Source organism: Pseudomonas kuykendallii, from assembly GCF_900106975.1.
GTDB classification, from domain to species: domain Bacteria; phylum Pseudomonadota; class Gammaproteobacteria; order Pseudomonadales; family Pseudomonadaceae; genus Pseudomonas_O; species Pseudomonas_O kuykendallii.
The window spans coordinates 569,729-593,875 of record NZ_FNNU01000003.1; the positions used below are offsets into that span (position 1 = coordinate 569,729).

The following is a 24,147-nucleotide window of genomic DNA, read 5'->3' on the forward strand; positions in this document are numbered from 1 at the left end:
CGGTTAGCACTCGAACGGTCGTATGAGGTTCTGAGTTCTATAGTCGCGTTAGTCACGGCCCGGTTTGGGTTGGGTTGGGGAGGGGGGAACTCCATGCTTCTGGACTTCATACGCAACGCTGCCCTCTTGCTGGCGCTGTGCTGGCTGCAATCGCGCATCTGGCAGCACTGGGGACATCGGGTGGTCTGGTCGCAGTTGGTGCTGGGGACGGTCTTCGGGCTGATCTGCGTGGCCAGCATGGCCGACCCCATCGAACTGGGCCACGGCATCATCGTCGATGCGCGACTGGCGCTGGTGAGCGTGGCCGGCCTGCTCGGCGGGCCACTGGTGGCGATCATGTCGGCCGTCATCGCCGGCTGCTACCGGCTGTGGATCGGCGGCGTCGGCGCCTATCCCGGCGTGGTCAGCATCCTCCTGGCCGCCCTGATGGGGCTGGTCTACCGACATGCCTCGGAGTCCGGCCGTATCACCCAGGGCAGCACGCAATTGCTGGTCTTCGGCCTGCTGGTGCACGCCGTCAGCCTGTTGATGCTCAGCCAGTTCCAGGGAGCGCTGGAGGTGTCCTTCAGCGAAACGGCGGTGGCGATGATGATCACCATGCCGCCCACTACCCTGCTGCTGGTCGCCCTGCTGCGCGGCCAGCAGCGTCGCAACGAGACCGAGCATGCCCTGCGCGACAGCGAGGCACGGCTGAGCGCCATCACCCACGCGATTCCGGACCTGCTCTTCGTGGTCGACGAGGACGGACGTTATCGAGAGGTGATCTCCCCGTCCCGGCACCACATCGATCCCGAGGACAGCAGCAAGATCGGCCAGTTGATCAGCGACGTGCTGCCCAAGCCGCAGGCCGAGCGGCTGATCGCCTGGATCGCCCAGGCGCTGGAGAGCGCGGCACCGCAGGCCATCGAGTACAGCCTGGAGGAAGGCGGCCGAAAGCGAAGTTTCGAGGCCCGCGCGCAGGCCATCGACAGGCCGCTGTTCGAAAAGCGCGCAGTGGTGATGGTCACCCGCGACGTCACCGCGCGCCGCGAGAGCGAGCAGCAGATCCGCCAGCTGGCCTTCTACGACGCCCTCACCGGCCTGCCGAACCGGCGCTACTTCATCGAGCGCCTGCGCGTGGACCAGGCCGCCTGTACCCGCACCGGCCAGCATGGCGCGCTGCTGTTCATCGACCTCGACAATTTCAAGACCATCAACGACCTGTACGGCCATGAGGCCGGCGACCAGGTGCTGATCACGGTCGCGCAGCGGCTCAAGCGGATCGTCCGCACCACCGACACCGTGTCGCGGCTGGGCGGCGACGAATTCGTCATCCTCCTCGAGGGCCTCGCCCACGCGCCGCAGGAAGCCGCGCGCCAGGCCGGCCATGTCGGCCAGCAGGCGCTGGAGACGCTGCGCGAACCCTACGACCTGGAGCAGGGCCAGCACTGCATCAGCGGCAGCGTCGGCATCGTCCTGTTCAACCACAAGCACAGTGGCAACGAACTGCTGCAGTGGGCGGACCTGTCGATGTACTCCGCCAAGGCCAACGGCAAGAACGCCCTGCGCTTCTTCGACCCTACCATGCAGGTGGTCATCTCCTCGCGCCTGCGCCTGGAGGAGCAGATCCGCGAGGGCATCTGCCGCGAGGAATTCCGCGTCTTCTATCAACTGCAATGGAGCGACGAGAAAGGCGTGATGGGCGTCGAGGCGCTGCTGCGCTGGCAGCATCCGCAATGGGGCCTGGTGGCGCCCGACCGCTTCCTGCAGGTCGCCGCCGCGGCCGGACTGCTTCCGGAACTCGACCGCTGGCTGCTCAAGCGGGTGTGCAGCCAGCTGGTTAGATGGCAGCACGAGCCGAGGCTCGCCGGCCTGCCGGTGTCGGTGAACATCTGCGCGATCCACCTGCACCAGACCAACTTCGTGCCCAAGGTGCTGGACATCATCCGCAGCAGCGGCGTCGACCCGCACCGGGTGAAACTGGAGCTGACCGAATCGGTGCTGATCGTCGACCTGGACCAGGCGCGCCTGCACATCGCCTCGCTGCAGCGCGAGGGCATCCGCTTCGCCCTGGACGATTTCGGCACCGGCTGCTCGTCGCTCAACTACCTCCAGCAGTTGCCGCTGGACCAGTTGAAGATCGACCAGACCTTCGTCCAGCGCCTGCCCAGCGCCGCCAGCATCGCGATCATCCAGGCGATCAGCAAGATGGCGGAAACCTTCGGCTTCGAGCTGATCGCCGAGGGCGTGGAGAGCGAATCGCAGCGCCAGTTGCTGGCGGAGAACGGTTGCTCGAATTACCAGGGCTTCCTGTTCGGCAAGGCGCTGCCCGCCGACGAACTCACCCAGATGGTCAAGGACTACGCCTGATCCGCGGGCCCGGCAGGGGGCTCGGCGAATTCGGCGCGGTCGCGGCCATTCTGCTTGGCGCGGTAGAGCAGCTGGTCGATACGGCCGATGAAATCCAGCGCCAGCTCGGCAGAGCACGGCACGACTGTCCCACCCCCCAGGCTCACGGTGACCAGCGGCGAGATCGGCGAACGCTCATGGGGAATGCGGCAGGTGCGGATCAGCAGCCGGCACCGTTCGGCGATCTGCCGCGCGGCGACCTCGTCGGTTTCCGGCAGCAGCAGGATGAACTCCTCGCCGCCGAAACGTGCGAGGAAATCCCGCGGCCGGTTCGCCGCCTGGGTCAGCGCCTGGGCCACGGCCCGCAGGCAGTCGTCGCCGCCGATGTGCCCGTAGTGGTCGTTGTACTGCTTGAAATAGTCGATATCCAGCAGGATCACCGACAGCGGCAGGCCGCTGCGCTGGGCGCTGGCCCATTCGCAGTCGAGGGTCTGGTCGAGCAGACGACGGTTCGCCAGCCCGGTGAGGCCGTCCTGGAACGACAGCACCTCCAGCTCCTTCTGCAGCTGCAGCAGCCGGTCCTCGGCCTTCTTGCGCTCGCTGATGTCGAACATGAAGCCGACCAGCGCCTCGACCTCATCGTCCTTGCGCACCACATGGACCACGTCGCGAATCCACACGTAGCCGCCATCGGCGGTGAGCGCGCGGTAGTCGGCCTCATGGTCGATGCCCGACTGCGATTGCGACACGCAGAAATTCACCACGTAGTCGCGGTCTTCCGGGTGCATCCGCGCCACCCAGTCGTCCACGCCGACCCAGCTCTCCTGCGTCCAGCCCAGCAGCGTTTCGATCTGCGGGCCGATGTAGGAGAAGGTCATGGTCTTCCAGTCGATCTTCCAGGGAATGGCCCGGGTCGACTCCAGCAGCGTCTTGTACACCGCGCTGTCGGTTTCCATCTCACGCCTGGCGTTTGGCATCGTACTCATGACTTCGCACTGCTCCACAGGAGGACGGCCGCTATGCGCCCGGAGGCGGTAGCCGAGTGCCATCATACGAAATAGAAAGGCGCTTGCCGCTCCCGCCGACGGAAAAGTTGTTGCGAACGCGCCGTGGAGCGTTCGCCAGCGGGCTTCACCTTCTCCAGCGAACCGGGACGGTTTCCCGGCCGCGAAGGCGTCAGGAAAGCCAGCCGAGCATCGAGAACCACAGGTAGTCCAGCGGCACCAGCAGCGCGAAGGTCAGCGCCGCCAGCGCCAGGCACAAGCGCAGGGCGTGGCGCAGCGGCACCTTGCCCAGGGCCATCGCTACGATGATCGGCGGTGCCTGGTACGGCAGCAGCGGCGTGGCGAAGCCGATCACCTGGATCATCAGCACGCCGAGCAGCGGGAAGCCGGAAGCGTCCACCAGCGACTGCGCCATGGGCGTGAACATCGCCGGCACACCGTTGGCGGTGACCACGAAGTTCAGCACGCTCGACAGCCCGACGATGGACAGGAAACTGCGCAGCGGCGTGGCGGGGTCCAGCGGCAGCCAGGCCAGCAGCGCGTCGCCGATCATCCGCCCCAGGCCGCTCTGCCCGACCAGCGCCGCGAGGCCGAGAATCGCCGCCACGTAGAGCGCGGTGCGGTGGTTGACCTTGCTGCCGAACTCCTCGGCGCTGACGAAGCCGATCCGCGGCAACAGGCAGAAACACGCCGCCAGCAGGCCGATCCAGGCGGGCGAAATACCGTGCAGCGAATCGCTGACCCAGAGCCCTACGGTGATCGCCAGCAGCAGCGCCAGGCGCTTCTCGTCGCGACTCAGCGGCGGCCCGGCCTCCGGCTCCACACGCCGGTCGAGGCGGTCCGCGAACAGCGCGCAGACGCAGCCGCCCAGCGCCAGCGCCTTGAGCACACCGAGCACCGGCCCATGCAGCATCAGGTAGGACAGGTAGGAGAGGTGCAGGCCGTAGCTGCTCTCGATGGCACCGACCATCACCAGGTTCGGCACGTTGGCCGGCAGGATGCTGCAGGACAGCTGGAAGGTCGCGACGCCCACCGCCAGTGCCAGGCCGAGCCGCCCGCGTCGCCCTTCGACGAGACCGGTGCGATCCGCCAGCGCCAGCACGATCGGCATCAGCAGCGCGATCCGTCCCATGCTCGACGGCATCACCAGCGCCAGCGCGTAGCACAGGCCGATCACGCCGAAGACCATCCGCACGTAGGAGCCGGACAGCCGCGAGGCGAGCGCGCGGGCGCAGCGGTCGGCGAGCCCGGTCCGCTGGATCGCCAGGCCGAGCACGAAACCGCTGAGCACCAGCCAGAAGGCGCCGGAGGCGAAACCGGAGAAGATCAGCCCTGGCGGCGCCAGCTGCAGCAGCATCGCGGCGGCGAAGAACAGCAGCGCGGTGAGGTATTCGGGCAGTTTCGCCGTGGCCCAGAGGCCGATGGTCAGCGCCACCACGGCGGCGGTGAGCAAAAGCTGGATATCCATGTGCGTTCTCTTGTTATGGGTCGGGAGCCCTCCCGGCAGCGCAGCAGTCTGCCCGGCGAAACCGCGTGTTTCCACTACCACGCGCCGGGCGCGGCGCTTATTCTCCCCGCCCATGATCGATCTGCTCGCCACCCCGGCCCCCGCCACCCTCGCCGACCTGCTCGCCAGCCTGGAGCAGATCGCACCGCTGTTCGATGCGCTGCCCGGCGTGGTGTTCTTCATCAAGGACGCCCAGGCGCGCTATGCGCTGGTCAACCAGACGCTGGCCCAGCGCTGCGGGTTCAAGGACAAGGCGGCGTTGCTCGGGCGCACCGCCGAAGAGGTCTTCCCGGCGCGATTCGGGCCGCTGTACACCGAGCAGGATCGCCGCGTGCTGGCCAGCGGCGGGCAACTGGCCGACCAGCTGGAGCTGCATCTCTACTACGGCAACCAGCCCACCTGGTGCCTGACCCACAAGCTGGCGCTGCGCGACCGCGAGGGCGCGGTGATCGGCGTCGCCGGCATCTCCCGCGACCTGCAGCTGCCGCAGTCGACCCACCCTGCCTACGGCAAGCTGGCGGCGGTGGACGCCTACATCCGCGAGCATTTCGCCCGGCCGATCAGCCTGGCCGAGCTCACCGCCATCGCCGGGCTCTCGGTGGCCCAGCTGGAACGCCACTGCAAGCGCATCTTCCAGCTCACCCCGCGGCAGATGATCCACAAGGCGCGCCTGGGCGAAGCCTCGCGGCTGCTGCAGCAGGACCTGTCGATCACCGAGATCGCGCTGCGCTGCGGCTACACCGACCACAGCGCCTTCAGCCGCCAGTTCCGCGCCCTGACCGGCTTCTCCCCCAGCCAGTACCGCGACTCGCACCGCTGATACCGGCGCTGTTCCCCGTCGCGCCAGGGTGTTCCCTCTTGGGGCACCGCCCTTCGCATTGCTCCCTTATGTAACACGCCCGAGCCGGGTGACTTAGCGCCGTTCATGTGCCCGAAATCCGCTTCGGCCGCGGCAGCATTGGCCCATGAGCACGTGGTGGGCACCGGGGGAAAAGCCGGCATATCCGTTGCATATTAAATATCGTATACGAAATCACCTAGCTGGCTTCACACCCTTCGTCTTCCATTCACAACGAGGCACCTATGAAAAACCCCGCTTTTGCCGTAGCCCTCAGCGCTGTAATGACTACCTGCGTGATCGGTAACGCCCAGGCCGACAAGCTCGACGACATCATCGAGTCCGGCAAGCTGCGTTGCGCCGTCACACTGGACTTCCCGCCCATGGGCTTCCGTGACGACAAGAACGCCCCGGCCGGCTTCGACGTCGACTACTGCAACGACCTGGCGAAAGTCCTCGGCGTCGAGGCGGAAGTCGTCGAAACCCCCTTCCCCGACCGCATCCCCGCGCTGGTTTCCGGGCGTGCCGACGTGATCGTCGCCTCCACCTCGGACACTCTGGAGCGCGCCAAGACGGTCGCCATGAGCGTGCCGTACTTCGCCTTCCAGATGGTCGTGCTGACCCGTGACGACACCGGGATCAACAGCTTCGACGATCTCAAGGGCAAACCCGTCGGCAACACCAGCGGCACCTTCGAGGCGATCGCCCTCGAGAAGTCCGTGAAGGACTGGGGCAACGGCAGCTTCCGCGCCTACCAGACCCAGAACGACACCATCCTCGCCGTCGCCCAAGGCCACATCGACGCCACCGTGGTGACCAACACCGTCGCCGCCTCGACCCTCAAGTCCGGCAAGTACAAGGGCCTGAAAGTCGCCGGCGACGCGCCCTACGTGATCGATTACGTCTCGCTGGCGGCCAAGCGCAACGAGTACGGCCTGATCCACTACCTGAACCTGTTCGTCAACCAGCAGGTTCGTACCGGTCGCTACGCCGAGCTGTACGAGAAGTGGGTCGGCGGCAAGCCGGTCAACCTGACCGTACCGGGCGTCTACTACTGAGTCCGCGCTATAGGCGGAGCTTCACGTAGGGTGCGCCGCGCGCACTGCCCGCTCCGAGGCAGCGCGGCGCATCGCACGACCCACGGTGCGCAGGGCGCACCCCACTTTCATGGGAACGACTTCATGCCTGACGTATCGCTAAGCGGCCGCGCCCTGGTGGCCGGATCGGCGCAAGGCGAGCTGCTGCATGCCGATCTCGGCCTGAGTTTCTGGGGCGGCATCGACCCGTTCAGCGGCGAAGTCATCGACCGCCACCACCCCCTCAGCGGCGCCATCGTCAGCGACCGCGTGCTGGCGATTCCCAGCGGTCGCGGCTCCTGCACCGGCAGCAGCGTGATGCTGGAACTGATCCTCAACGGCCACGCTCCGGCAGCTCTGCTGCTGGAACAGGTCGACGACATTCTCACCCTCGGCGTCCTGATCGCCGAGCAGATGTTCGGCCGCTCGATCCCGGTGGTCGCGCTTGGCCGCGAAGCCTTCGCCGCGCTGCGCGAGGCGCGCCACGTGCGGGTGTCGGGCAACCGGGTCGACGGTTTCGCCAGCGCACCTGCCGCGCTCGACGGCGCGCCGGCAACCGTCGTCGCCGAGGCGCCGTGCCTGACGCTCAGCGCGCAGGACCGCGAAATGCTCGACGGCATCCACGGCAGGGCCGCGCAGGTGGCCATGGGCATCATCGTGCGAATGGCCGAACTGCAGGGCGCCAACACGCTGCTGGACATCACCCAGGCGCACATCGACGGCTGCATCTACACCGGCCCGGCCTGCCTGCGCTTCGCCCGCCAACTGGTGGAATGGGGCGCCCAGGTGAAGGTGCCGACCACGCTCAACGCGATCTCGGTGGACAAGCGCCGCTGGCGCGAGCAGGGCATCGACGCCGCTTTCGGCGAGCCCGCGGCCGCGCTCGGCGATGCCTACCTGGAGATGGGCGCCCAGGTCAGCTTCACCTGCGCGCCCTACCTGCTGGACAGCGCGCCGCGCCTCGGCGAGCAGATCGTCTGGGCCGAATCCAACGCGGTGGTCTACGCCAACAGCGTGCTTGGCGCGCGCACCCTGAAATACCCCGACTACCTGGACATCTGCATCGCCCTGACCGGCCGCGCGCCGCTCAGCGGCTGTCACCTGCCGGGCCAGCGCCACGCCAGCCTGCGCATCGAACTGCCGACGCTGGAGGGGCTGGACGATGCCTTCTACCCGCTGCTCGGCTACCACGTCGGCCTGCTCTGCGGCAGCGAGATCCCGGTGATCTGCGGCCTGGAGCACGCGCAGCCGGACCTCGACGACCTGAAAGCCTTCGGCGCCGCCTTCGCCACCACCTCGGCCGCGCCGATGTTCCACATCGCCGGGGTGACGCCGGAAGCGCCCAGCGCCGAACGCGCCCTGGGCGGCCAGGCGCCGGCACGGCTGCTGCGCGTCAGCGCCATGGACCTGCTGGAAAGCTGGTGGGAGTTGAACAGCGCCGAGGAGCCGCGGGTCGACCTGGTCTCGCTGGGCAATCCGCATTTCTCCTTCAGCGAATGCGCGCGCCTCGCCGCGCTCTGCGCCGGCCGTCGCAAGCATGCCGACACCGCGCTGGTGATCACCTGCGGCCGGACGATCCACGAACGCGCCCGCGACGCCGGCCACGTCGCCACACTGGAAGCCTTCGGCGCGCAGTTCGTCACCGACACCTGCTGGTGCATGCTCGGCGAACCGGTGATTCCGCCCGCCGCGCGCACCCTGATGACCAATTCGGGCAAGTACGCCCACTACGCACCGGGGCTGGTCGGCCGTCGGGTGCATTTCGGCAGCCTCGCCGAATGCGTCGACGCCGCCTGCAGCGGGCGCGCCAGCGGGCGTCTGCCGGCCTGGCTGCAGCTCGGCGAAGCCACGGAGGAACCCGCCCATGTTTGACTACACCTTCCACTGGCGCGCCGCCTACAAGGCGCTGCCGGACATGCTCGCCGGCGCCTGGGTGACCTTCGAGACCGCTGCCCTGTCGATGGTCTTCGGCGTGATCATCGCGCTGCTGCTGACCCTGATGCGCCAGGGCCGCAACCCGGTGCTGCGCGGCTTCGCCGCGACCTGGATATCCATCGCGCGCAATACGCCGTCGCTGTTCCAGATCTACATCCTCTACTTCGGCCTGGGCTCCTTCGGCCTGCACGTCAGCTCCTGGTTCGCCCTGCTCGCGGGGATCACCTTCAACAACGCCGGCTACCTCGCGGAAAACTTCCGCGGCGGCCTCAAGGCGGTGCCCGATACCCAGCTGCGCGCCGCGCGCTCCCTGGGCATGAGCGCGGCTCAGGCGTACCGGCTGATCGTGGTGCCGCAATTGCTGCGGATCGTTTTCTATCCGCTGACCAACCAGATGGTCTGGGCGGTGTTGATGACCTCGCTGGGGGTGATCGTCGGCTTGAACAACGACCTCACCGGCGTGACCCAGGACTACAACGTGAAGACCTTCCGCACCTTCGAGTTCTTCGCCCTGGCCGCGGTGCTCTATTACCTGATCGCCAAGGCGATCGTGGCGGTCGCCCGGATACTGTCCTGGCGCCTGTTCCGCTATTGAGAGGCTGACCATGTTCTCCACCAGCTTCACCTGGAACGACTTCCTGTTCCTCCTCCAGGGCGCCTGGGTCACCCTGCTGCTGACCCTCGGCGCGATGGCCATCGGCACCGTCGCCGGTGTGCTCTGCGGCCTGCTCCGCGCGCTGCTGCCAAGGGCCACGCTGCCGCTGTCCTGGCTGCTCGACGTGTTCCGCAGTGTGCCGCTGCTGATCCAGTTCGTCCTGTTCAACTCGCTCAAGAGCATCGCCGGGCTGAACTGGAGCGCCTTCACCGTCGCCTGCATCGTGCTCGGCATCTACGCCACGGCGTTCTGCACCGAGATCGTCCGCAGCGGCGTGCTGGCGGTGCCCTTCAACCTGCGCCGCGCCAGCCGCTCGCTGGGCCTCACCTACCTGCAGGACCTGCGCTACATCGTCCTGCCGATCGCCACCCGCGTGGCCTTTCCCGGCTGGCTGAACCTGGTGCTGTCGGTGATGAAGGACACCGCGCTGGTGATGTGGATCGGCATCGTCGAACTGCTGCGCGCCTCGCAGACCATCGTCACGCGCATTCAGGAGCCGCTGCTGGTGCTGTGCATCGCGGGACTCATCTACTACGTCATGAGCCTGGTGGTCGCCCGCCTGGGCGCCCGGCTGGAAACAAGGTGGCAGGAAAATGATTGAGATCGACAACGTACACAAATCCTTCGGCGAACTGGACGTGATCAAGGGCGTCAGCCTGAGGGTGAACAAGGGCGAGGTGGTCTCGATCATCGGCGGCTCGGGCTCCGGCAAGTCGACCCTGCTGATGTGCATCAACGGCCTGGAGTCGATCAAGAGCGGCAGCATCCGCGTCGACGGCACCGAGGTCCACGCGCCCGGCACCGACATCAACAAGCTGCGGCAGAAGATTGGCATCGTCTTCCAGCAGTGGAACGCCTTCCCCCACCTGACCGTGCTGGAGAACGTCATGCTGGCGCCGCGCAAGGTGCTCGGCCGGAGCAAGCAGGACGCCGAGGAAATGGCGGTGAAGCAGCTCACCCACGTCGGCCTCGCGGACAAGCTCAAGGTGTTCCCCGGCAAGCTTTCCGGCGGCCAGCAGCAGCGCATGGCGATCGCCCGCGCGCTGGCCATGTCGCCGGACTACATGCTGTTCGACGAAGCCACCTCGGCGCTCGACCCGCAACTGGTTGGCGAGGTGCTCGACACCATGCGCCTGCTCGCCGAGGAAGGCATGACCATGGTCCTGGTGACCCACGAGATCCGCTTCGCCCGCGACGTCTCCGACCGCGTGGCGTTCTTCCGCAACGGCCTGGTGCACGAGATCGGCACGCCCGATCAGGTGATCGGCAACCCGCAGAAGCCGGAAACCATCGACTTCCTGAAATCGATCAACTAAGAGGAACCGGGCCATGCGCTCGAGCAAGGTCATCCATGTGGTCAGTTGCCACGCCGAAGGCGAGGTGGGCGACGTGATCGTCGGCGGCGTCGCGCCGCCTCCGGGCGATACGCTGTGGGAACAGTCGCGCTGGATCGCGAATGACGACGTCCTGCGCAACTTCGTACTCAATGAGCCGCGCGGCGGGGTGTTCCGCCACGTCAACCTGCTGGTGCCGGCGAAGAACCCGAAGGCGCAGATGGGCTGGATCATCATGGAGCCGGCCGACGTGCCGCCGATGTCCGGCTCCAACTCGCTGTGCGTGGCCACCGTGCTGCTCGACAGCGGCATCCTGCCGATGAGCGAACCGCAGACCCGACTGACCCTGGAGGCGCCGGGCGGTCTGGTGGAGGTCATCGCCGACTGCCGCGACGGCAAGGCCGAACGGGTCGAGGTGAAGAACGTGCCGTCGTTCGTCGACAGGCTGGATGCCTGGATCGAGGTGGACGGCATCGGCTCGATTCCCGTCGACACCGCCTACGGCGGCGACAGCTTCGCCATCGTCGATGCGCGGCGCCTGGGCTTCTCGCTGAGCGCCGATGAGGCTGCCGACCTGGTCGCGGTGGGCCTGAAGATCACCCAGGCGGCCAACCAGCAGCTCGGTTTCGTGCACCCGCTGAACCCGGACTGGGGACATATCTCGTTCTGCCAGATCGCCGCCCCGGTGGAGTACGTCAACGGCGTCGCCAGCGCCGCCAACGCGGTGGTCATCCGCCCCGGAAAGATCGACCGTTCGCCCTGCGGCACCGGGTGTTCGGCGCGCATGGCGGTGCTGCACGCCAGGGGCCAGCTGAAGGTCGGCGAGCGCTTCATCGGCCGCTCGATCATCGGCTCGGAATTCCATTGCCGGATCGATTCGCTGACCGAAGTGGCCGGTCGCCCGGCGATCTACCCCTGCCTCTCGGGACGCGCCTGGATCACCGGCACCCATCAGCACCTGCTGGACCCGAGCGACCCCTGGCCAACCGGTTACCGGCTTTCCGATACCTGGCCGGTGGAATTGAAGATCTAGAAAAACGCCGGTGCGTGGAGTGGGCCCAAGGGCATGCCATCGACCGGCGCGGAACGATTGCGAGGCCACCAGGAGCGACACCCCCAGCAATCCTTCAAACGCCGTTGCAACACCCGCTCCGGCCGTCGGAGCGAAAAGAAAAGCGTGGCAAATCATTGCCTTTCAATTATCGTATACGAAATACATTTAGCACCCGGAGACAGATCCCATGAGCAGAGCGGTCAACTGGAGCGGCGTTTTCCCCGCTGTCACCACGCAATTCAACGACGATTTCTCGATCAACCTCGAGGAGACCCACAAGGTCATTTCCAACGTGATCCGCGACGGCGTCTCCGGCCTCGTGGTCTGCGGTTCGGTGGGTGAAAACACCTCGCTGAGCGCCGAAGAGAAGATCGCCGTCACCGAAGTCGCGGTCGACGCCGCCAAGGGCCGCGTGCCGGTGATCTGCGGCGTCGCCGAGTTCACCAGCGTGGCGGCGGCCAAGACCGCCAACCTGGTGCGCAAGGCCGGCGTCGATGGCGTCATGCTGATGCCGGCGCTGGTGTACGGCTCCAAGCCCTACGAGACCGCCGAGCACTACCGCTACGTGGCGAAGAACGCCGACGTGCCGCTGATGGTTTACAACAACCCGCCGATCTACAAGAACGACGTCACCCCGGACATCCTCATTTCCCTGGCCGACTGCGACAACGTCGTCTGCTTCAAGGATTCCTCCGGCGACACCCGCCGCTTCATCGACGTGCGCAACGAAGTCGGCGACCGCTTCATCCTCTTCGCAGGCCTCGACGACGTGGTGCTGGAAAGCCTGGCCGTCGGCGCCGAGGGCTGGGTTTCGGGCATGTCCAACGTGTTCCCCAAGGAAGGCGAAACCATCTTCCGCCTGTGCAAGGCCGGCCGTTTCGCCGAAGCCATGCCGATCTACGAATGGCTGATGCCGATCCTCCACCTCGACGCGCGCGCCGACCTCGTGCAGTGCATCAAGCTCTGCGAAGCCATCGCCGGCCGCGGCGGCGAACTGACCCGTCCGCCGCGCCTGCTGCTGCGCGGTGAAGACCGCGCCCACGTCGAGGCCATCATGGCCAAGGCCCTGGCGAACCGCCCCCAGTTGCCGGACGTCGGTCTGTAAGCCACGCCCGCCCCCGCACGGCCATATCGCCGCTCCCGCGTTCCGGGAGCCGGCTATGGCCGTTTTTTCATTTCCAGCACGGGAGAAACCAACATGCAGATACTCGGACAGAACTACATCAACGGCGCGCGCAGCGCCCTGGGCGACGTCGTCGTGCACAGCCTCGACGCCAGCACCGGCGAGAAGCTGCCCTACGACTTCCACCAGGCCACGCTTGGCGAGGTGGACGCCGCTGCCAAGGCCGCCGCAGCCGCCTATCCCACCTACCGCACGCTGTCGGCGGCCAAACGCGCCGACTTCCTCGACGCCATCGCCGCCGAGATCGATGCGCTGGGCGATGATTTCGTCGCCCTGGTCTGCCAGGAAACCGCGCTGCCGGCCGGGCGCATCCAGGGCGAGCGTGGCCGCACCAGCGGGCAGATGCGCCTGTTCGCCCAGGTGCTGCGACGTGGCGATTTCTACGGCGCGCGCATCGACCGCGCGCTGCCGGAGCGCCAGCCGATGCCGCGCCCGGACCTGCGCCAGTACCGCATCGGCCTCGGCCCGGTCGCGGTGTTCGGCGCCTCGAACTTCCCGCTGGCGTTTTCCACCGCCGGTGGCGACACCGCCGCGGCGCTGGCCGCCGGTTGCCCGGTGGTGTTCAAGGCCCACAGCGGGCACATGGCGACGGCCGAGTTCGTCGCCGACGCCATCGTGCGCGCCGCCGAGAAAACCGGCATGCCCAAGGGCGTGTTCAACATGATCTACGGCGGCGGCGTGGGCGAAGCGCTGGTCAAGCACCCGGCGATCCAGGCGGTCGGCTTCACCGGCTCGCTGCGCGGCGGTCGCGCCCTCTGCGACATGGCGGCGGCGCGCCCGCAGCCGATCCCGGTGTTCGCCGAGATGAGCAGCATCAACCCGATGCTCCTGCTGCCCGAGGCGATCAAGACTCGTGGCGAGAAGATCGCCGCCGAGCTGACCGGCTCCGTGGTGCTCGGCGCCGGGCAGTTCTGCACCAACCCCGGCCTGGTGATCGGCATCAGGTCGGCTGAATTCACCGCCTTCCTCGAGCGCTTTGCCGCGCTGATGGGCGACCAGCCGGCGCAGACCATGCTCAACCCGGGCGGCCTGAAGAGCTACTGCCACGGCCTGGACAACCTGCACAAACATCCGGGCATCAGCCACCTGGCCGGCGCGAAACAGGAAGGCAACCAGGCCCGGCCGCAGCTGTTCAAGGCCGATGTCAGCCTGCTGCTCAATGGTGACGAACTGCTCCAGGAAGAGGTGTTCGGCCCGACCACCATCGTCGTCGAAGTGGCCGACAAGGCCGAACTGGTCCAGGCGCTGCACGGCCTGCACGGCCAGCTCACCGCCACCCTGATCGCCGAGCCGGCGGACCTGGACGCCTACGGTGATCTGCTCGCACTGCTGGAACAGAAAGCCGGGCGCCTGCTGCTCAACGGCTACCCGACCGGCGTGGAAGTCTGCGATTCGATGGTCCACGGCGGGCCGTACCCGGCGACTTCGGACGCGCGCGGCACCTCGGTGGGGACGCTTGCCATCGACCGCTTCCTGCGCCCGGTGTGCTACCAGAACTACCCGGATGCCTTCCTTCCCGAGGCGCTGCAAAACGCCAACCCGCTGGGCATCCAGCGCCTGGTGGACGGCACGCCGAGTAAAGAGGCGTTGTAAGCCCCCTGGCAGGCTGGGCAGAACGCCCGGCCCGCGCGGTTTCAACCGCGTTGCCTTCGGGTTTCGTCCGATCCATTCGCGCTGCGCCTGCTGCGCGGAAGAACCGCTGGGCCAAATCCCGGCGGTTTGCGGTACTATCCGCCGCCGCGGCCAGCAATGTGCCATCAGCCGCGTCGTCAGCGCTCCAGCGCTTATCAAGGATCGATAGAAGGAACGTCCAATGGACCGGATTCGCCGCGCCCTTTTTGCCCTACCCGTCATGTTCCTGCTCGTTCTCACCGGCTGCGCCACGCCGCAGGGACCGGTGCCGCTGGACCAGGCCTTCTGGGCCGATCAGCACGAACGCATCGGCATCGCCATCACCGAAGTACCCAAGCCACAAGCGCTGATGGCCGGCCAGCAGGGCCTGCTGGATGTCGCCATCAACACCGCCACTTCCGCCACGATGCGCAGCAAGGTCGAGACCTGGGACACCAGCAGCCTGAAGGACTTTCCCAACGAAGTCGCCAAGACGCTCACCGAGCGTGGCTACCAGGCGACGGTGCTGGAGCAACCGCTCAAGCTGAACGCACTGAAGCCCGTCAAGGGCGCCAAGCTGGGCTACTCCAAGCTCGACTACACCTCGTTCAAGGCCACGCATAACGTCGACAAGCTGGTGGTGTTCGCGGTGGCCAGCACCGGCACCTACCGCACCTACTACGGTTTCATCCCCACCAGCGCGCCGATTACCCAGGTGGTGGTTTCCGCCTACGTCATCGACCTCGACGACAACCGCCTGCTGTACTACCAGCCCTTCACCACCAATCGCGTCGTCGATGGCGAGTGGGACGAGGGCCCGGAATTCCCCAACCTGACCAACACCTACTACCAGGCGCTGGACCAGACGCAGCAGAACCTGATGCTGCCGTTCAAGGCGCAGCAGATTTCCGCCGTGCAACCATGAGCGCGCGCTGCAACCGCGGCCTCGCGCTGCTGATCGCCCTGTCGCTGCTGGGCGGATGCGCGCCGTCCAGGTCGCTGAAGCCGAGCATGACCACGGAGCTGGCGAACAACCTCGACCAGCCCTTCCGCGTGCAGGTGGCGCCGGGCAGCGAACGGCTGGTAGGGGGCGAGCAGGCGCACGACGGCAGCGCCGCGGTCCAGAGCGGCCTGGGCACCGCCACCAGCATCGACATGGCCGCCCGCAACGCGGCGGCCAATGGCATGGCGGGCAACGGCAGCGGCGCCGGCGTAGCCGCGGGCGTGGTGCTGGGCAGCCTGATCGTGGCGCAGATGAACCAGAACGCGGTGCAGGGAAAGGCCAAGGCGGAAGCCGACAAGCGCGTGGCGGGCCTGCGCGAGGCGATTGCCGCGCAGAACCTGGAGGGCTGGTACGACAATGCCTTCGCGGACGCATTCGCCAACGCCGGGCGCCCCAGCAACCCGTCCGCGGCACTGACGCTGGACATCGCGCCCCAGGCGCTGCTCAGCCAGGACCTGCACAGCGTGCGGATGATCAGCGAGGTACGGCTGATGCTCGGTCGCAGCGCGCTTTACCAGGGCCGCATCGAAGTGCACAGCGCCCCGCTCGCCTGTAAGGACTGCCTGGCCGACTGGGCCGCCGAGCAGGGCAAACCCTACCAGGCCGCGCTGCGGGCCGGCGTCGATGAAACCGTGCGGGTGCTGTTGCTGGACTGGAAGACCCGGCACTTCGCCAGCAGCAACAACCCGGAACGCACGCTGAGCTATGAGTTGGGCGACAGCCGCTACGTCGAGCGGGGACGCCTGGTGGATAGCCAGGCCGGGCGCAGCCTGTACCTGAGTTTGCGTGGCTGGGTGAAATCGGTGCCGGTGGCGATCGCCCCCTGATCGGCGTCCCGCCCGGGAACTGCACGGGGCGCCCGCGCCCGCCAGGGAAAGAAAGCCTGCCCCATCGTCGGGGCGGGCCTTACGCCAGCAAGCCCTGCAAATCCTCGTAGAGCTTCTCGGGAATCTTCACGCCGTCGCGCAGACTGCGTTCGCGGGCCTCGTAACGGCGTTGCGAGGGCAGGCGCGCGCCCTGGTTCTGGATGCCGTCGAACAACGCCTCGGCGCGGGCCAGGTGCTGGTCCACCGCGTCACCGAGAAAGCGCTTCGGGTCCAGCGCGATCAGCAGCTCGCCGTGGTAGGGCGAAGATTTGCTGCCGGCATCCCAGGCCTGCGACTCGACGCTGGTGAGGTCGCCGATCAGCGGCCCGGCGATCAGTTCCACCATCGCCGACAGCGCCGAGCCCTTGTGCCCGCCGAAGGTCAGCATGGCGCCGTTGAGCACGGCGCTGGCGTCGGTGCTCGGCTGGCCGGCGGCGTCGATGCCCCAGCCCAGCGGAATCGCCTTGCCGGCGCGCTCGTGCAGCTGGATTTCACCGCGCGCGATGGCGCTCGTGGCGAAATCGAAGATGAATGGATGCTTGCCGGTGCGCGGCCAGCCGAAGGCGATCGGGTTGGTGCCGAACAACGGCTTGCTGCCGCCGGCCGGCGCCACCCAGGCGTGGCTTGGCGTGCAGGCCAGTGCCACCAAGCCGGCTTCGGTGAGCACTTCCAACTCGGTCCAGAGCGCGGAGAAATGCACGCAGCGATTGATCGCCAGGGCGGCGATGCCATTGGCGCGGGCTTTCTCCACCAGCACCGGCGCGCCGCGCTCGAAGGCCACCTGGGCGAACCCGCCGCGGGCGTCGACGCGCACGATCGACGGCGCCTGGTCGATCACTTCGGGCTCGGCATCCGGCGAAACCTTGCCGGCGCGCAACGTATCGATGCAGCCGAGCAGTCGCCAGAGGCCGTGGGAGGCGCACTCGTCACGCTCGCCGGCGAGCACCGCGCGGGCTACCGCGTGGACGTGGGGCTCACTGAAACCATGGTGGCGAAGGATCGCCTCGGCCAGCTCTTGAACTTCCTGCAGGGACAAAGCGATCACGACGGGGCTCCTCTGGATGGGTTGCACGTGGGTACGAAACCGCGCGACGGCGGTTCAGGAAAGCCTAACAGTGGCGTGTTCAGGCGCCGCGTTCTTGTCGGCAATCGGCCTGGAGGTCGACGAATTCGGCACAGCGATGCCTTACCAGTCGAGCCGCAGGCGACTCTCGAACATCCGCCGCTCGCCGCTCAGCGGATCGTCGAAAGCCAGCGCCTGGGCCAGCAGCTTGAGCGGTCGGCTGTAGTCGTCGGTGGGGTACGGCGTGAGCTGCGGGTAGAAGGGGTCGTTGTCGATGCCGGCGCCCAGCGCGGCGAGGTGCACGCGCAGCTGGTGCTTCTTGCCGGTCAGTGGATAGAGCCGGTAGCGCGCCTGGGTGCCCTTGCGTTCGAGCAGCTCGATGCGCGTCTCGCTGTTGGCTTCGCCTTCGCCCTCGCGCATCAGGAAGAACGGCTCGGCAGCGACCAGCCGGGTCCGCCGCAGCTGCGGAAACGCCACCCCGTCCGGCGCCGCGCCGATCGCCTCGTAGCGCTTGTGCATGCTGCGCTGGCGAAACAGCGCCTGATAGGCGGCGCGGCTGTCCGGGTTGGCGGAAAACAGCACCAGCCCGGCGGTCAGGCGGTCGATGCGATGGATCGGCACCAACTGCGGATTGCCCAGGCGGCGGGTCAGCCGCGCCAGCAGCGTCTGCTCGACGTAGCCGCCGGACGGGATCACCGGCAGGAAATGCGGCTTGTCGGCCACCACCAGATGCTCGTCGACATGCAGCACCTGCTCCGCGAACGGAATCGCCACCTCCTGCGCCACCTCGCGGAAGTAGTGCACGCGCAGGCCCTCGCGATACGGATGCGCGGCGTCCAGTGGCATTCCCTCGGCGTCCAGCACGCGGCCGCGGGCCATGCGCTCGAGCCAGGTCTGCCGGTCGATCGCCGGGAAGCGCTCGCAGAGACAGTCGAGCACGCTGCGCCAGGGGCCGGCCGGCAGATGCAGGACGCTGGAACCGGCCAGGGAAACGCGGGGAGCGCTCATTCGGGAAGCCTTGGACAACGTAGGCCGGCTATTAGGCCGCAGCCTGCCGCACCCGTCAAAACCAGGGCCCCGCGCGACTCATCGGCGCGGCGATAACCACTATCGAACCGGATGATTTCTACCGCTTCGGAGCGGGCGTTAGCCTGTCACCACTCCAGAGACAAACCCTTTCAGGTAAACGCCATGAACGCATTCACTACCCCGCTTCTTCTTGTCGCCGCGCTCCTTCTCGGTGCCTGCAGCAGCCATCCGAACCCGGCCGAACGCCCCTACAGCGCCGCCGAAATCAAGCAACTGGCACTCGAAGACCTGAGCCGCCGCAGCCTCTCGATGGAAGAGTACCTGCGCCGCTGGGACGCCATCATGAACCCGCAACCCGGCGAGACCTACAGCGCCGACGACCTTCGCGCCACGCTGCGCCAGGCAGGCGGCTCGAGTTGATCGCCTCCGATCGGACCGGCATGGTCGAAGCGGACGAATGACTGTATAAACAGCCAGTCCATCGTCCACTTCGACCCTGCCCGTTCCGCCCCATGCCCACCCCGCTCCCCGACCCGTTCTACTACCTGGCGAACTTCCAGCGCGTGCTGGACTGGGTCGGCGAGCGCTATGCCGATCTGCTGTGCAGCGCCGAACGGCGCTTCATCGAGGCCTTCGCCGAACTGCCGCAGGCCTCGCGTGCGCTGCTGGTGCGCATGCTGATGCGCAAGGGCGAGCTGTTCCGCGCCAGCAAGCTGGCCTACGCCGAGATCGGCTGTCCGCACCAGGCCGCCGAACCGCTGCTCGGCCATGGCTGGCTCGACGACGCGCCCGCGCTGAGCCTTGAGCAACTGTTCGCCGTGCTGCGCAAGGCGGAGATCGCCGCGGCCTTCGGCGACTGCCTGCAGCGCGCGCACCTGATGAACAAGAGCGAGCTGCTGGCCTGCCTGCGCGAGCGCTTCGCCGACGAAAGCCGGCCGCTGCAGGACTGGCATGCCGAAGCCGACGAGTGCATCTACCGCGTACTGATGGTCGAGCTGGGCGAACGCCTGCGGCTGATGTTCTTCGGCAACCTGCGCCAGGGCTGGTCCGAATTCGTCCTCGCCGACCTCGGCATCCATCGCTACGAGAAGGTCGAGTTTTCCGCGGCCTCCCGCGCCTTCCGCCACCGCGAGGACATCGACGACTACCTGCGCCTGCAGCGCTGCCGCGATCGCTTCGAGCAGGGCGAGGCGCTGGCCGAGGTCGCCGCCAGCCTGCCGGAACGGCTGGAGAATCCGTGGATCGAGGCGCGCCGCGGCAAGCTGCTCTTCCGCATCGCCCAGCAGCACGAACGCCTCGGCGAGTTGCAGCAGGCGCTACGGGTCTACGCCGGGTGCTGCCACGCCGGCGCCCGCCTGCGCACGATCCGCGTGCTGGAACGCTGCGAGCGCATCGACGAGGCGCTGCAACTCGCCACGCACGCCAGCGAACGACCGGAAAGCGAGGCCGAGCGCCAACACCTGCTGCGCGCGCTGCCGCGCCTGCGCCGCAAGGCCGGCCTGCCGGCCAGTCCCCGCCGCCCGCCGCTGGCGCTGCAACGCCTCGACCTGCAGCTGGCGCCGCCGGCGGTGCCGGCCTCGGTGGAATTCGTGGTACGCGATCACCTTACCCAGACCGACGCCCCGGTGCACTACGTGGAAAACACCCTGATCGGCTCGCTGTTCGGTCTGCTCTGCTGGCCGGCGCTGTTCGCCGCGCTGCCGCGGGCGTTCTTCCACCCCTTCCACGCCGCCCCGGCGGACCTGCTCGACGCCGACTTCGTGCGCCGCCGCCAGGCGCTGTTCGACGGCTGCCTGGCGCTGCTGGAGAGCGACGCCTATCGCCCGCGTATCCGCGACACCTTCGCCGCCAAGTTCGGCCTGCAGTCGCCCTTCGTCGCCTGGGGCCTGCTCGACGAAACGCTGCTGGAGCAGGCGCTGCAGTGCATACCGGCGCAGCACCTCAGACGATGCTTCGAGCGCATCCTGCTGGACATCGGCGCGAACCGCAGCGGCTTGCCCGACCTGATCCAGTTCTGGCCGGCCGAACGCCGCTACCGGATGATCGAAGTGAAGGGTCCAGGCGACCGCCTTCAGGACAACCAGATCCGCTGGCTCGACTACTGCCTGGCGCACGGACTGCCGGTGGCCGTGTGTCATGTGCAATGGCTGGCGTAGCGCTGCAGCCGCAAACGAACGCCCCAGGGTGGTCCAGCGGCGAGTGCTGCCTTTCGTAGGGTGGGTCAGCGGCGTGCACGCCGATCAACAGCTCCCCACCCAACGCCCGCGCCGCGTAACCCACCGGGCGATGTTCGACGATGCCACGCCCGGTGGGTTACGGCGCACGTGCACCGGCGCGCTACCGCCACAGCGGGCGATGCGCCTGACCCACCCTATGGGTCGGCCGGGTTGCATTTCGTAGGGTGGGTTAGCGGCGCGTACGCAGATCAACAGGTGGTCCCCGCCAAACGCCCGCGCCGCGTAACCCACCGGGCGGTGTTCGACGATGCCACGCCCGGTGGGTTACGGCGCACGTGCACCGGTGCGCGACCGCCACAGCGGGCGATGCGCCTGACCCACCCTACGTCAGCCGTCAGCCGCGCAGGTAGCCGTTCTCGCGGAACCAGGCGATGGCGCGGGCGAGGGATTCATGCAACGGCACGCGGCTCTGGAAGCCGAGCTCCTCGCGCGCCTTGCGGCCGTCGAGGAACTGCCCGCCGGCCATCACCGCGATGGCGGTATCGTCCAGCAGCGCCTCGTATCCGGTCAGCCGCTGGCGCAACCGACCGAGACGGGCGATGGCCTTGGCGCGGACCAGCGACAGCGGCTGCGGCGCCTCGACACCCAGCGCGGCGGCGATCATCGCGGTCAGCTCGGCCATCTCGATGTCGTGGCCGACGAGCAGGTAGCGCTCGCCGGCGCGGCCCTTCTGCAGAGCCGCGAGCAGCCCTGCGCCCGCTTCGCCGGCGTCGATCAGATTGCGCCGGCCAGGAACGTACCGGCTCATCTCGCGGTTGCCGATGGTGGTGACGATGCGCCCGGTGGACGGGCCGAAATCGAACTCGCCGATGGCCATTCCGGGAATCCCGATGACCACCGGCAAACCGTTGCGCGCCTGCTCGCGGGCCTGTTCGTCGAGCGCCCATTTGCACATCAGATAGGCGTTGTGCCACGGCGGCAGCCCTTCGTAGAAGAGCCCTTCATGCCCGGGCAGACCATGCGGATGCACCGGCATGGCGATCGCCGAGCCGACGTAGACGATGCGCGGCACCTGGACCTGGCGGCAGGCGGCGTAGAAATGGCTGGTCTGGTCCAGCGCGCTGACCACCTCGTCCTGCCAGCGCCGCGGCCGTCCCGGATAGTGCCCGGCGCAGAAGATCACGCCGTCGAGATCATCCAGCGCGCGGCACAGCGCGGCGTGGTCGAGCAGCTCGGCGGAGCGCTGCTCCGGCTCGAGGTAGGCCACGCGCTCGGTGCGCGAGGAAGGTCGGTTGATCACCACCAGCTCGTGGCCGGCCGCTCGTACCGCGCGCGCCGCATGGTGGCCGATCAGGCCGGTGGCACCGAAAATGGCGACTTTCAAGAGAACTCCCTTTCCCGCCGGGGCCGCGACGCGCGCGGTCCGGGTCGATGACCGTGTCGCGGCTTAGCCGCCCTTGGCCTGCTGATAGAACGGCATGACCTTCGGCACCGCGGCCTGCAATGCGGAAATCCGCGAGCTGGACGAGGGGTGCGTGCTCATGAATTCCGGCGGTGCACCTTCGCTGGCCTTGCTCATCTTTTCCCACAGGCTGATGGCGGCGTTCGGGTTGTAGCCGGCGCGCGCCGACAGCTCGAGGCCGATCAGGTCGGCCTCATTCTCGTTGGCGCGGCTGTTGGGCAGGGTCATCAGGTACTGCACGCCGGTGTTGGCCAGTTGCAGGCTGCCCTGGCCGACACCGAAGGCCGCGCCGAGCTGGCTGGCCATCTGCACGCCGTAGGCCTTGGACATCGCCTCGCGGCCGTGCTCGCGCAGGGCGTGGGCGATTTCGTGGCCCATCACCGCGGCGAGTTCGTCGTCGCTCAGCTTGAGCTGTTCCACCAGGCCGCTGTAGACGATGATCTTGCCGCCGGGACCGCAGTTGGCGTTCAGCTCGTCGCTCTTGATCAGGTTGATGTCCCACTGCCATTGCGCGGCATCCGGGCGGAACACCGGTGCCTGGGCGATCAGCCGCTTGCCGACCGCCTGCACGCGCTTGCCGATCGCCGAGTTGTTGTCCACCAGCCCCTTGCCCGACGCCTCGGTGAGGGTCTCCTGGTAGGACTGGGCGTACATCTGGTTGACCTGCTCGGTCGACAGCATGCTGAACATGTACTGCTTGCGCTCGACGCCGACGGCGCCGCCGTTGGTGGTGTTCACCGCCTGGCAACCGCTCAGCAGGAGTGCCGCGCACAGGCCGGAAAGGAAGAAGGGTTTGGTCATCGGGGTTCTCCAGAAAAGTGCCCGTATGCTAGGCCGCGGGTCGGTGCGCGGCAACCGAGCGGCACGTCGGTCGAGGGCGACATCGCCCGGTTCACGCAGGGGTCAGGCACTCGGGCGCGTCGACCTTCGGGTCGTTGACAATGCCGGCCAGGGCGCGTTCCCGCAGCGCCGTCGGCGGTTTGATCAGCAGCCCGCGCAGGGTCGTGTCGCTGCTCTGCGGATCGAGCCACTGCTGCTGCTCGGCGTCGTCCAGCAACAGCGGACGACGCAGGTCGGCGGCGGCCTGGGTGATCAGCGCCAGGCTGAGGTAGAGGGTTTCGCCGACCGGATACGCCTCCCAGATCGCCGCCAGGTGCAGCACGCTGGCCTCGCCGGTGATCCAGTACGGTCGCTTGCGCGCGCCACGCCATTCGTAGAAGCCGTTTGCCGGCACCAGGCAGCGGCGCTCGCGGAACGCCTCGCGGAACATCGGCTGCTCGGCCAGGGTTTCGCTGCGCGCGTGCGCCGGCGTGCGCGACAGATCGGTGAGCCAGGCCGGCGTCAGTCCCCAGCGCGCCCGCGCCACTTCGCGCGAGCCTTCGCCCTGGCGCAGCATCAGCAGGTTGGCGCCCGGCGCCTGGTTCCAGTGCGGCCGGTGGTCGGCGGGAAAACCCGGAAGCGCCGCCAGCGCAGGCGTCCAGCGAAACAGCGCGATACGTCCAGACATGCGGTTATCTCAACACAACAGGGAACCGGGAATGCTGTCCGGCTCGTCGGCAGCCAGCGGCTGCGCGGCATTGTACGCGGCGATCAAGGCCTGCGCGCGCAGCGCCTCGGCATCCTCCACCAGCAGCCCGAGCAGGCCACCCAGGGGTAGCTCGCCGAGCGCGCCGACCAGATGCCGGCCGCTGAGGTGCACGGCGATGCCTTCGCTGGCGAGCATGCCGATGAGCATCTCCGCTTCGATCAGGTCCTGCGGTTCGTAGATTCGCCGCATTCATTCGTCCTCCCGCCGCACATCGAGACTCCAGTCAATGCCGTCGCTGCGCAGATCGAAAACAATCGGCCGGCAGCACACCGCGCAATCCTCGATGTATTGCTGGTCGCCCGCCGAGAGGTCGAGCAACGACTCGACCGATTCGCCGCAGTAGGGGCACTGATATTCCTGGGATTCGAGCATCACGGTCTCCATGCGACTTGCAGGTATAATCGCCTTTTACTCCGGCAGCGCGACGCCTGCGC

General features: G+C 67.7%; 23 protein-coding genes. 14 read left to right on the plus strand and 9 right to left on the minus strand.

Annotated elements, in window-relative coordinates:
- Positions 1-93 precede the first annotated feature (93 nt).
- A complete protein-coding gene (locus BLV15_RS12660; protein WP_090228689.1) occupies positions 94-2,349 on the plus strand; it encodes a putative bifunctional diguanylate cyclase/phosphodiesterase in 2,256 nt (751 codons plus the stop codon).
- On the opposite strand, the gene BLV15_RS12665 is transcribed toward BLV15_RS12660, so the two are convergent.
- Together BLV15_RS12665 and BLV15_RS12670 are read right to left on the minus strand one after the other, a co-directional pair.
- Positions 2,340-3,314 (minus strand): sensor domain-containing diguanylate cyclase, encoded by a 975-nt coding sequence (locus tag BLV15_RS12665; protein WP_090228691.1) that lies wholly within the window; start codon positions 3,312-3,314, stop codon positions 2,340-2,342. The genes BLV15_RS12660 and BLV15_RS12665 overlap by 10 nt on opposite strands.
- Before the next feature lie 190 nt (positions 3,315-3,504).
- Positions 3,505-4,800, minus strand: a complete 1,296-nt coding sequence (locus BLV15_RS12670) for an SLC13 family permease (RefSeq protein ID WP_090228693.1) — start codon at positions 4,798-4,800, stop codon at positions 3,505-3,507.
- 112 nt (positions 4,801-4,912) lie between these two features.
- Between BLV15_RS12670 and BLV15_RS12675 the strand changes: the two genes are divergently transcribed.
- The 11 genes from BLV15_RS12675 to BLV15_RS12725 all read left to right on the plus strand — a co-directional run bounded on the left by BLV15_RS12675 (position 4,913) and on the right by BLV15_RS12725 (position 16,355).
- The gene (locus BLV15_RS12675; RefSeq protein ID WP_090228696.1) at positions 4,913-5,659 is read left to right on the plus strand and encodes an AraC family transcriptional regulator; all 747 of its coding nucleotides are present in this window, start codon (positions 4,913-4,915) and stop codon (positions 5,657-5,659) included.
- A gap of 263 nt (positions 5,660-5,922) precedes the next feature.
- Positions 5,923-6,735 carry an ABC transporter substrate-binding protein gene (locus tag BLV15_RS12680; RefSeq protein ID WP_090228698.1) on the plus strand — a complete coding sequence of 271 codons (813 nt, stop codon included), beginning with the start codon at positions 5,923-5,925 and terminating at the stop codon, positions 6,733-6,735.
- A 123-nt stretch (positions 6,736-6,858) separates the two neighbouring features.
- Positions 6,859-8,625: a cis-3-hydroxy-L-proline dehydratase gene (gene lhpI / locus BLV15_RS12685; protein WP_090228700.1), complete on the plus strand. Its 1,767-nt coding sequence runs from the start codon at positions 6,859-6,861 to the stop codon at positions 8,623-8,625.
- The gene (locus BLV15_RS12690; protein WP_090228702.1) at positions 8,618-9,283 is read left to right on the plus strand and encodes an amino acid ABC transporter permease; all 666 of its coding nucleotides are present in this window, start codon (positions 8,618-8,620) and stop codon (positions 9,281-9,283) included. Before lhpI ends, BLV15_RS12690 begins: the two co-directional genes overlap by 8 nt.
- Positions 9,284-9,293: 10 nt before the next feature.
- On the plus strand, positions 9,294-9,944 hold the full coding sequence (locus BLV15_RS12695) for an amino acid ABC transporter permease (protein ID WP_090228705.1): 651 nt from the start codon (positions 9,294-9,296) through the stop codon (positions 9,942-9,944).
- Positions 9,937-10,659 carry an amino acid ABC transporter ATP-binding protein gene (locus tag BLV15_RS12700; protein WP_090228707.1) on the plus strand — a complete coding sequence of 241 codons (723 nt, stop codon included), beginning with the start codon at positions 9,937-9,939 and terminating at the stop codon, positions 10,657-10,659. Before BLV15_RS12695 ends, BLV15_RS12700 begins: the two co-directional genes overlap by 8 nt.
- A gap of 13 nt (positions 10,660-10,672) precedes the next feature.
- Positions 10,673-11,710, plus strand: a complete 1,038-nt coding sequence (locus tag BLV15_RS12705; protein ID WP_090228709.1) for a trans-3-hydroxy-L-proline dehydratase — start codon at positions 10,673-10,675, stop codon at positions 11,708-11,710.
- 208 nt (positions 11,711-11,918) lie between these two features.
- A complete protein-coding gene (locus BLV15_RS12710) occupies positions 11,919-12,836 on the plus strand; it encodes a dihydrodipicolinate synthase family protein (RefSeq protein WP_090228712.1) in 918 nt (305 codons plus the stop codon).
- Between the two features lie 93 nt (positions 12,837-12,929).
- On the plus strand, positions 12,930-14,507 hold the full coding sequence (locus BLV15_RS12715) for an aldehyde dehydrogenase (NADP(+)) (protein ID WP_090228716.1): 1,578 nt from the start codon (positions 12,930-12,932) through the stop codon (positions 14,505-14,507).
- Positions 14,508-14,727: 220 nt separating this feature from the next.
- The gene (locus BLV15_RS12720; RefSeq protein ID WP_090228718.1) at positions 14,728-15,450 is read left to right on the plus strand and encodes a hypothetical protein; all 723 of its coding nucleotides are present in this window, start codon (positions 14,728-14,730) and stop codon (positions 15,448-15,450) included.
- Positions 15,447-16,355: a hypothetical protein gene (locus tag BLV15_RS12725; protein WP_090228721.1), complete on the plus strand. Its 909-nt coding sequence runs from the start codon at positions 15,447-15,449 to the stop codon at positions 16,353-16,355. Before BLV15_RS12720 ends, BLV15_RS12725 begins: the two co-directional genes overlap by 4 nt.
- A gap of 79 nt (positions 16,356-16,434) precedes the next feature.
- Here BLV15_RS12725 and BLV15_RS12730 read toward each other — a convergent pair whose 3' ends face one another.
- Positions 16,435-17,439 (minus strand): Ldh family oxidoreductase, encoded by a 1,005-nt coding sequence (locus tag BLV15_RS12730; protein ID WP_090228724.1) that lies wholly within the window; start codon positions 17,437-17,439, stop codon positions 16,435-16,437.
- A gap of 141 nt (positions 17,440-17,580) precedes the next feature.
- Entirely contained in the window at positions 17,581-18,465 is an 885-nt protein-coding gene (locus tag BLV15_RS12735; protein WP_090228728.1) for a pseudouridine synthase, read from the minus strand.
- 183 nt (positions 18,466-18,648) lie between these two features.
- Here BLV15_RS12735 and BLV15_RS12740 point away from each other — a divergent pair, with 183 nt between their 5' ends.
- Together BLV15_RS12740 and BLV15_RS12745 are read left to right on the plus strand one after the other, a co-directional pair.
- Positions 18,649-18,906, plus strand: a complete 258-nt coding sequence (locus BLV15_RS12740) for a hypothetical protein (RefSeq protein ID WP_090228731.1) — start codon at positions 18,649-18,651, stop codon at positions 18,904-18,906.
- Positions 18,907-18,998: 92 nt separating this feature from the next.
- A complete protein-coding gene (locus tag BLV15_RS12745; RefSeq protein WP_090228733.1) occupies positions 18,999-20,642 on the plus strand; it encodes a VRR-NUC domain-containing protein in 1,644 nt (547 codons plus the stop codon).
- 415 nt (positions 20,643-21,057) lie between these two features.
- On the opposite strand, the gene BLV15_RS12750 is transcribed toward BLV15_RS12745, so the two are convergent.
- The 5 genes from BLV15_RS12750 to BLV15_RS12770 all read right to left on the minus strand — a co-directional run bounded on the left by BLV15_RS12750 (position 21,058) and on the right by BLV15_RS12770 (position 24,085).
- A complete protein-coding gene (locus BLV15_RS12750) occupies positions 21,058-22,047 on the minus strand; it encodes an NAD-dependent epimerase/dehydratase family protein (RefSeq protein WP_090228736.1) in 990 nt (329 codons plus the stop codon).
- Positions 22,048-22,110: 63 nt separating this feature from the next.
- On the minus strand, positions 22,111-22,926 hold the full coding sequence (locus tag BLV15_RS12755; RefSeq protein WP_090228738.1) for a M48 family metallopeptidase: 816 nt from the start codon (positions 22,924-22,926) through the stop codon (positions 22,111-22,113).
- Positions 22,927-23,017: 91 nt separating this feature from the next.
- Positions 23,018-23,632: an SOS response-associated peptidase gene (locus tag BLV15_RS12760; protein WP_090228741.1), complete on the minus strand. Its 615-nt coding sequence runs from the start codon at positions 23,630-23,632 to the stop codon at positions 23,018-23,020.
- 9 nt (positions 23,633-23,641) lie between these two features.
- Positions 23,642-23,902: a putative signal transducing protein gene (locus tag BLV15_RS12765; RefSeq protein ID WP_090228743.1), complete on the minus strand. Its 261-nt coding sequence runs from the start codon at positions 23,900-23,902 to the stop codon at positions 23,642-23,644.
- Entirely contained in the window at positions 23,903-24,085 is a 183-nt protein-coding gene (locus BLV15_RS12770) for a CPXCG motif-containing cysteine-rich protein (protein WP_090228746.1), read from the minus strand.
- Between the last annotated feature and the right edge of the window lie 62 nt (positions 24,086-24,147).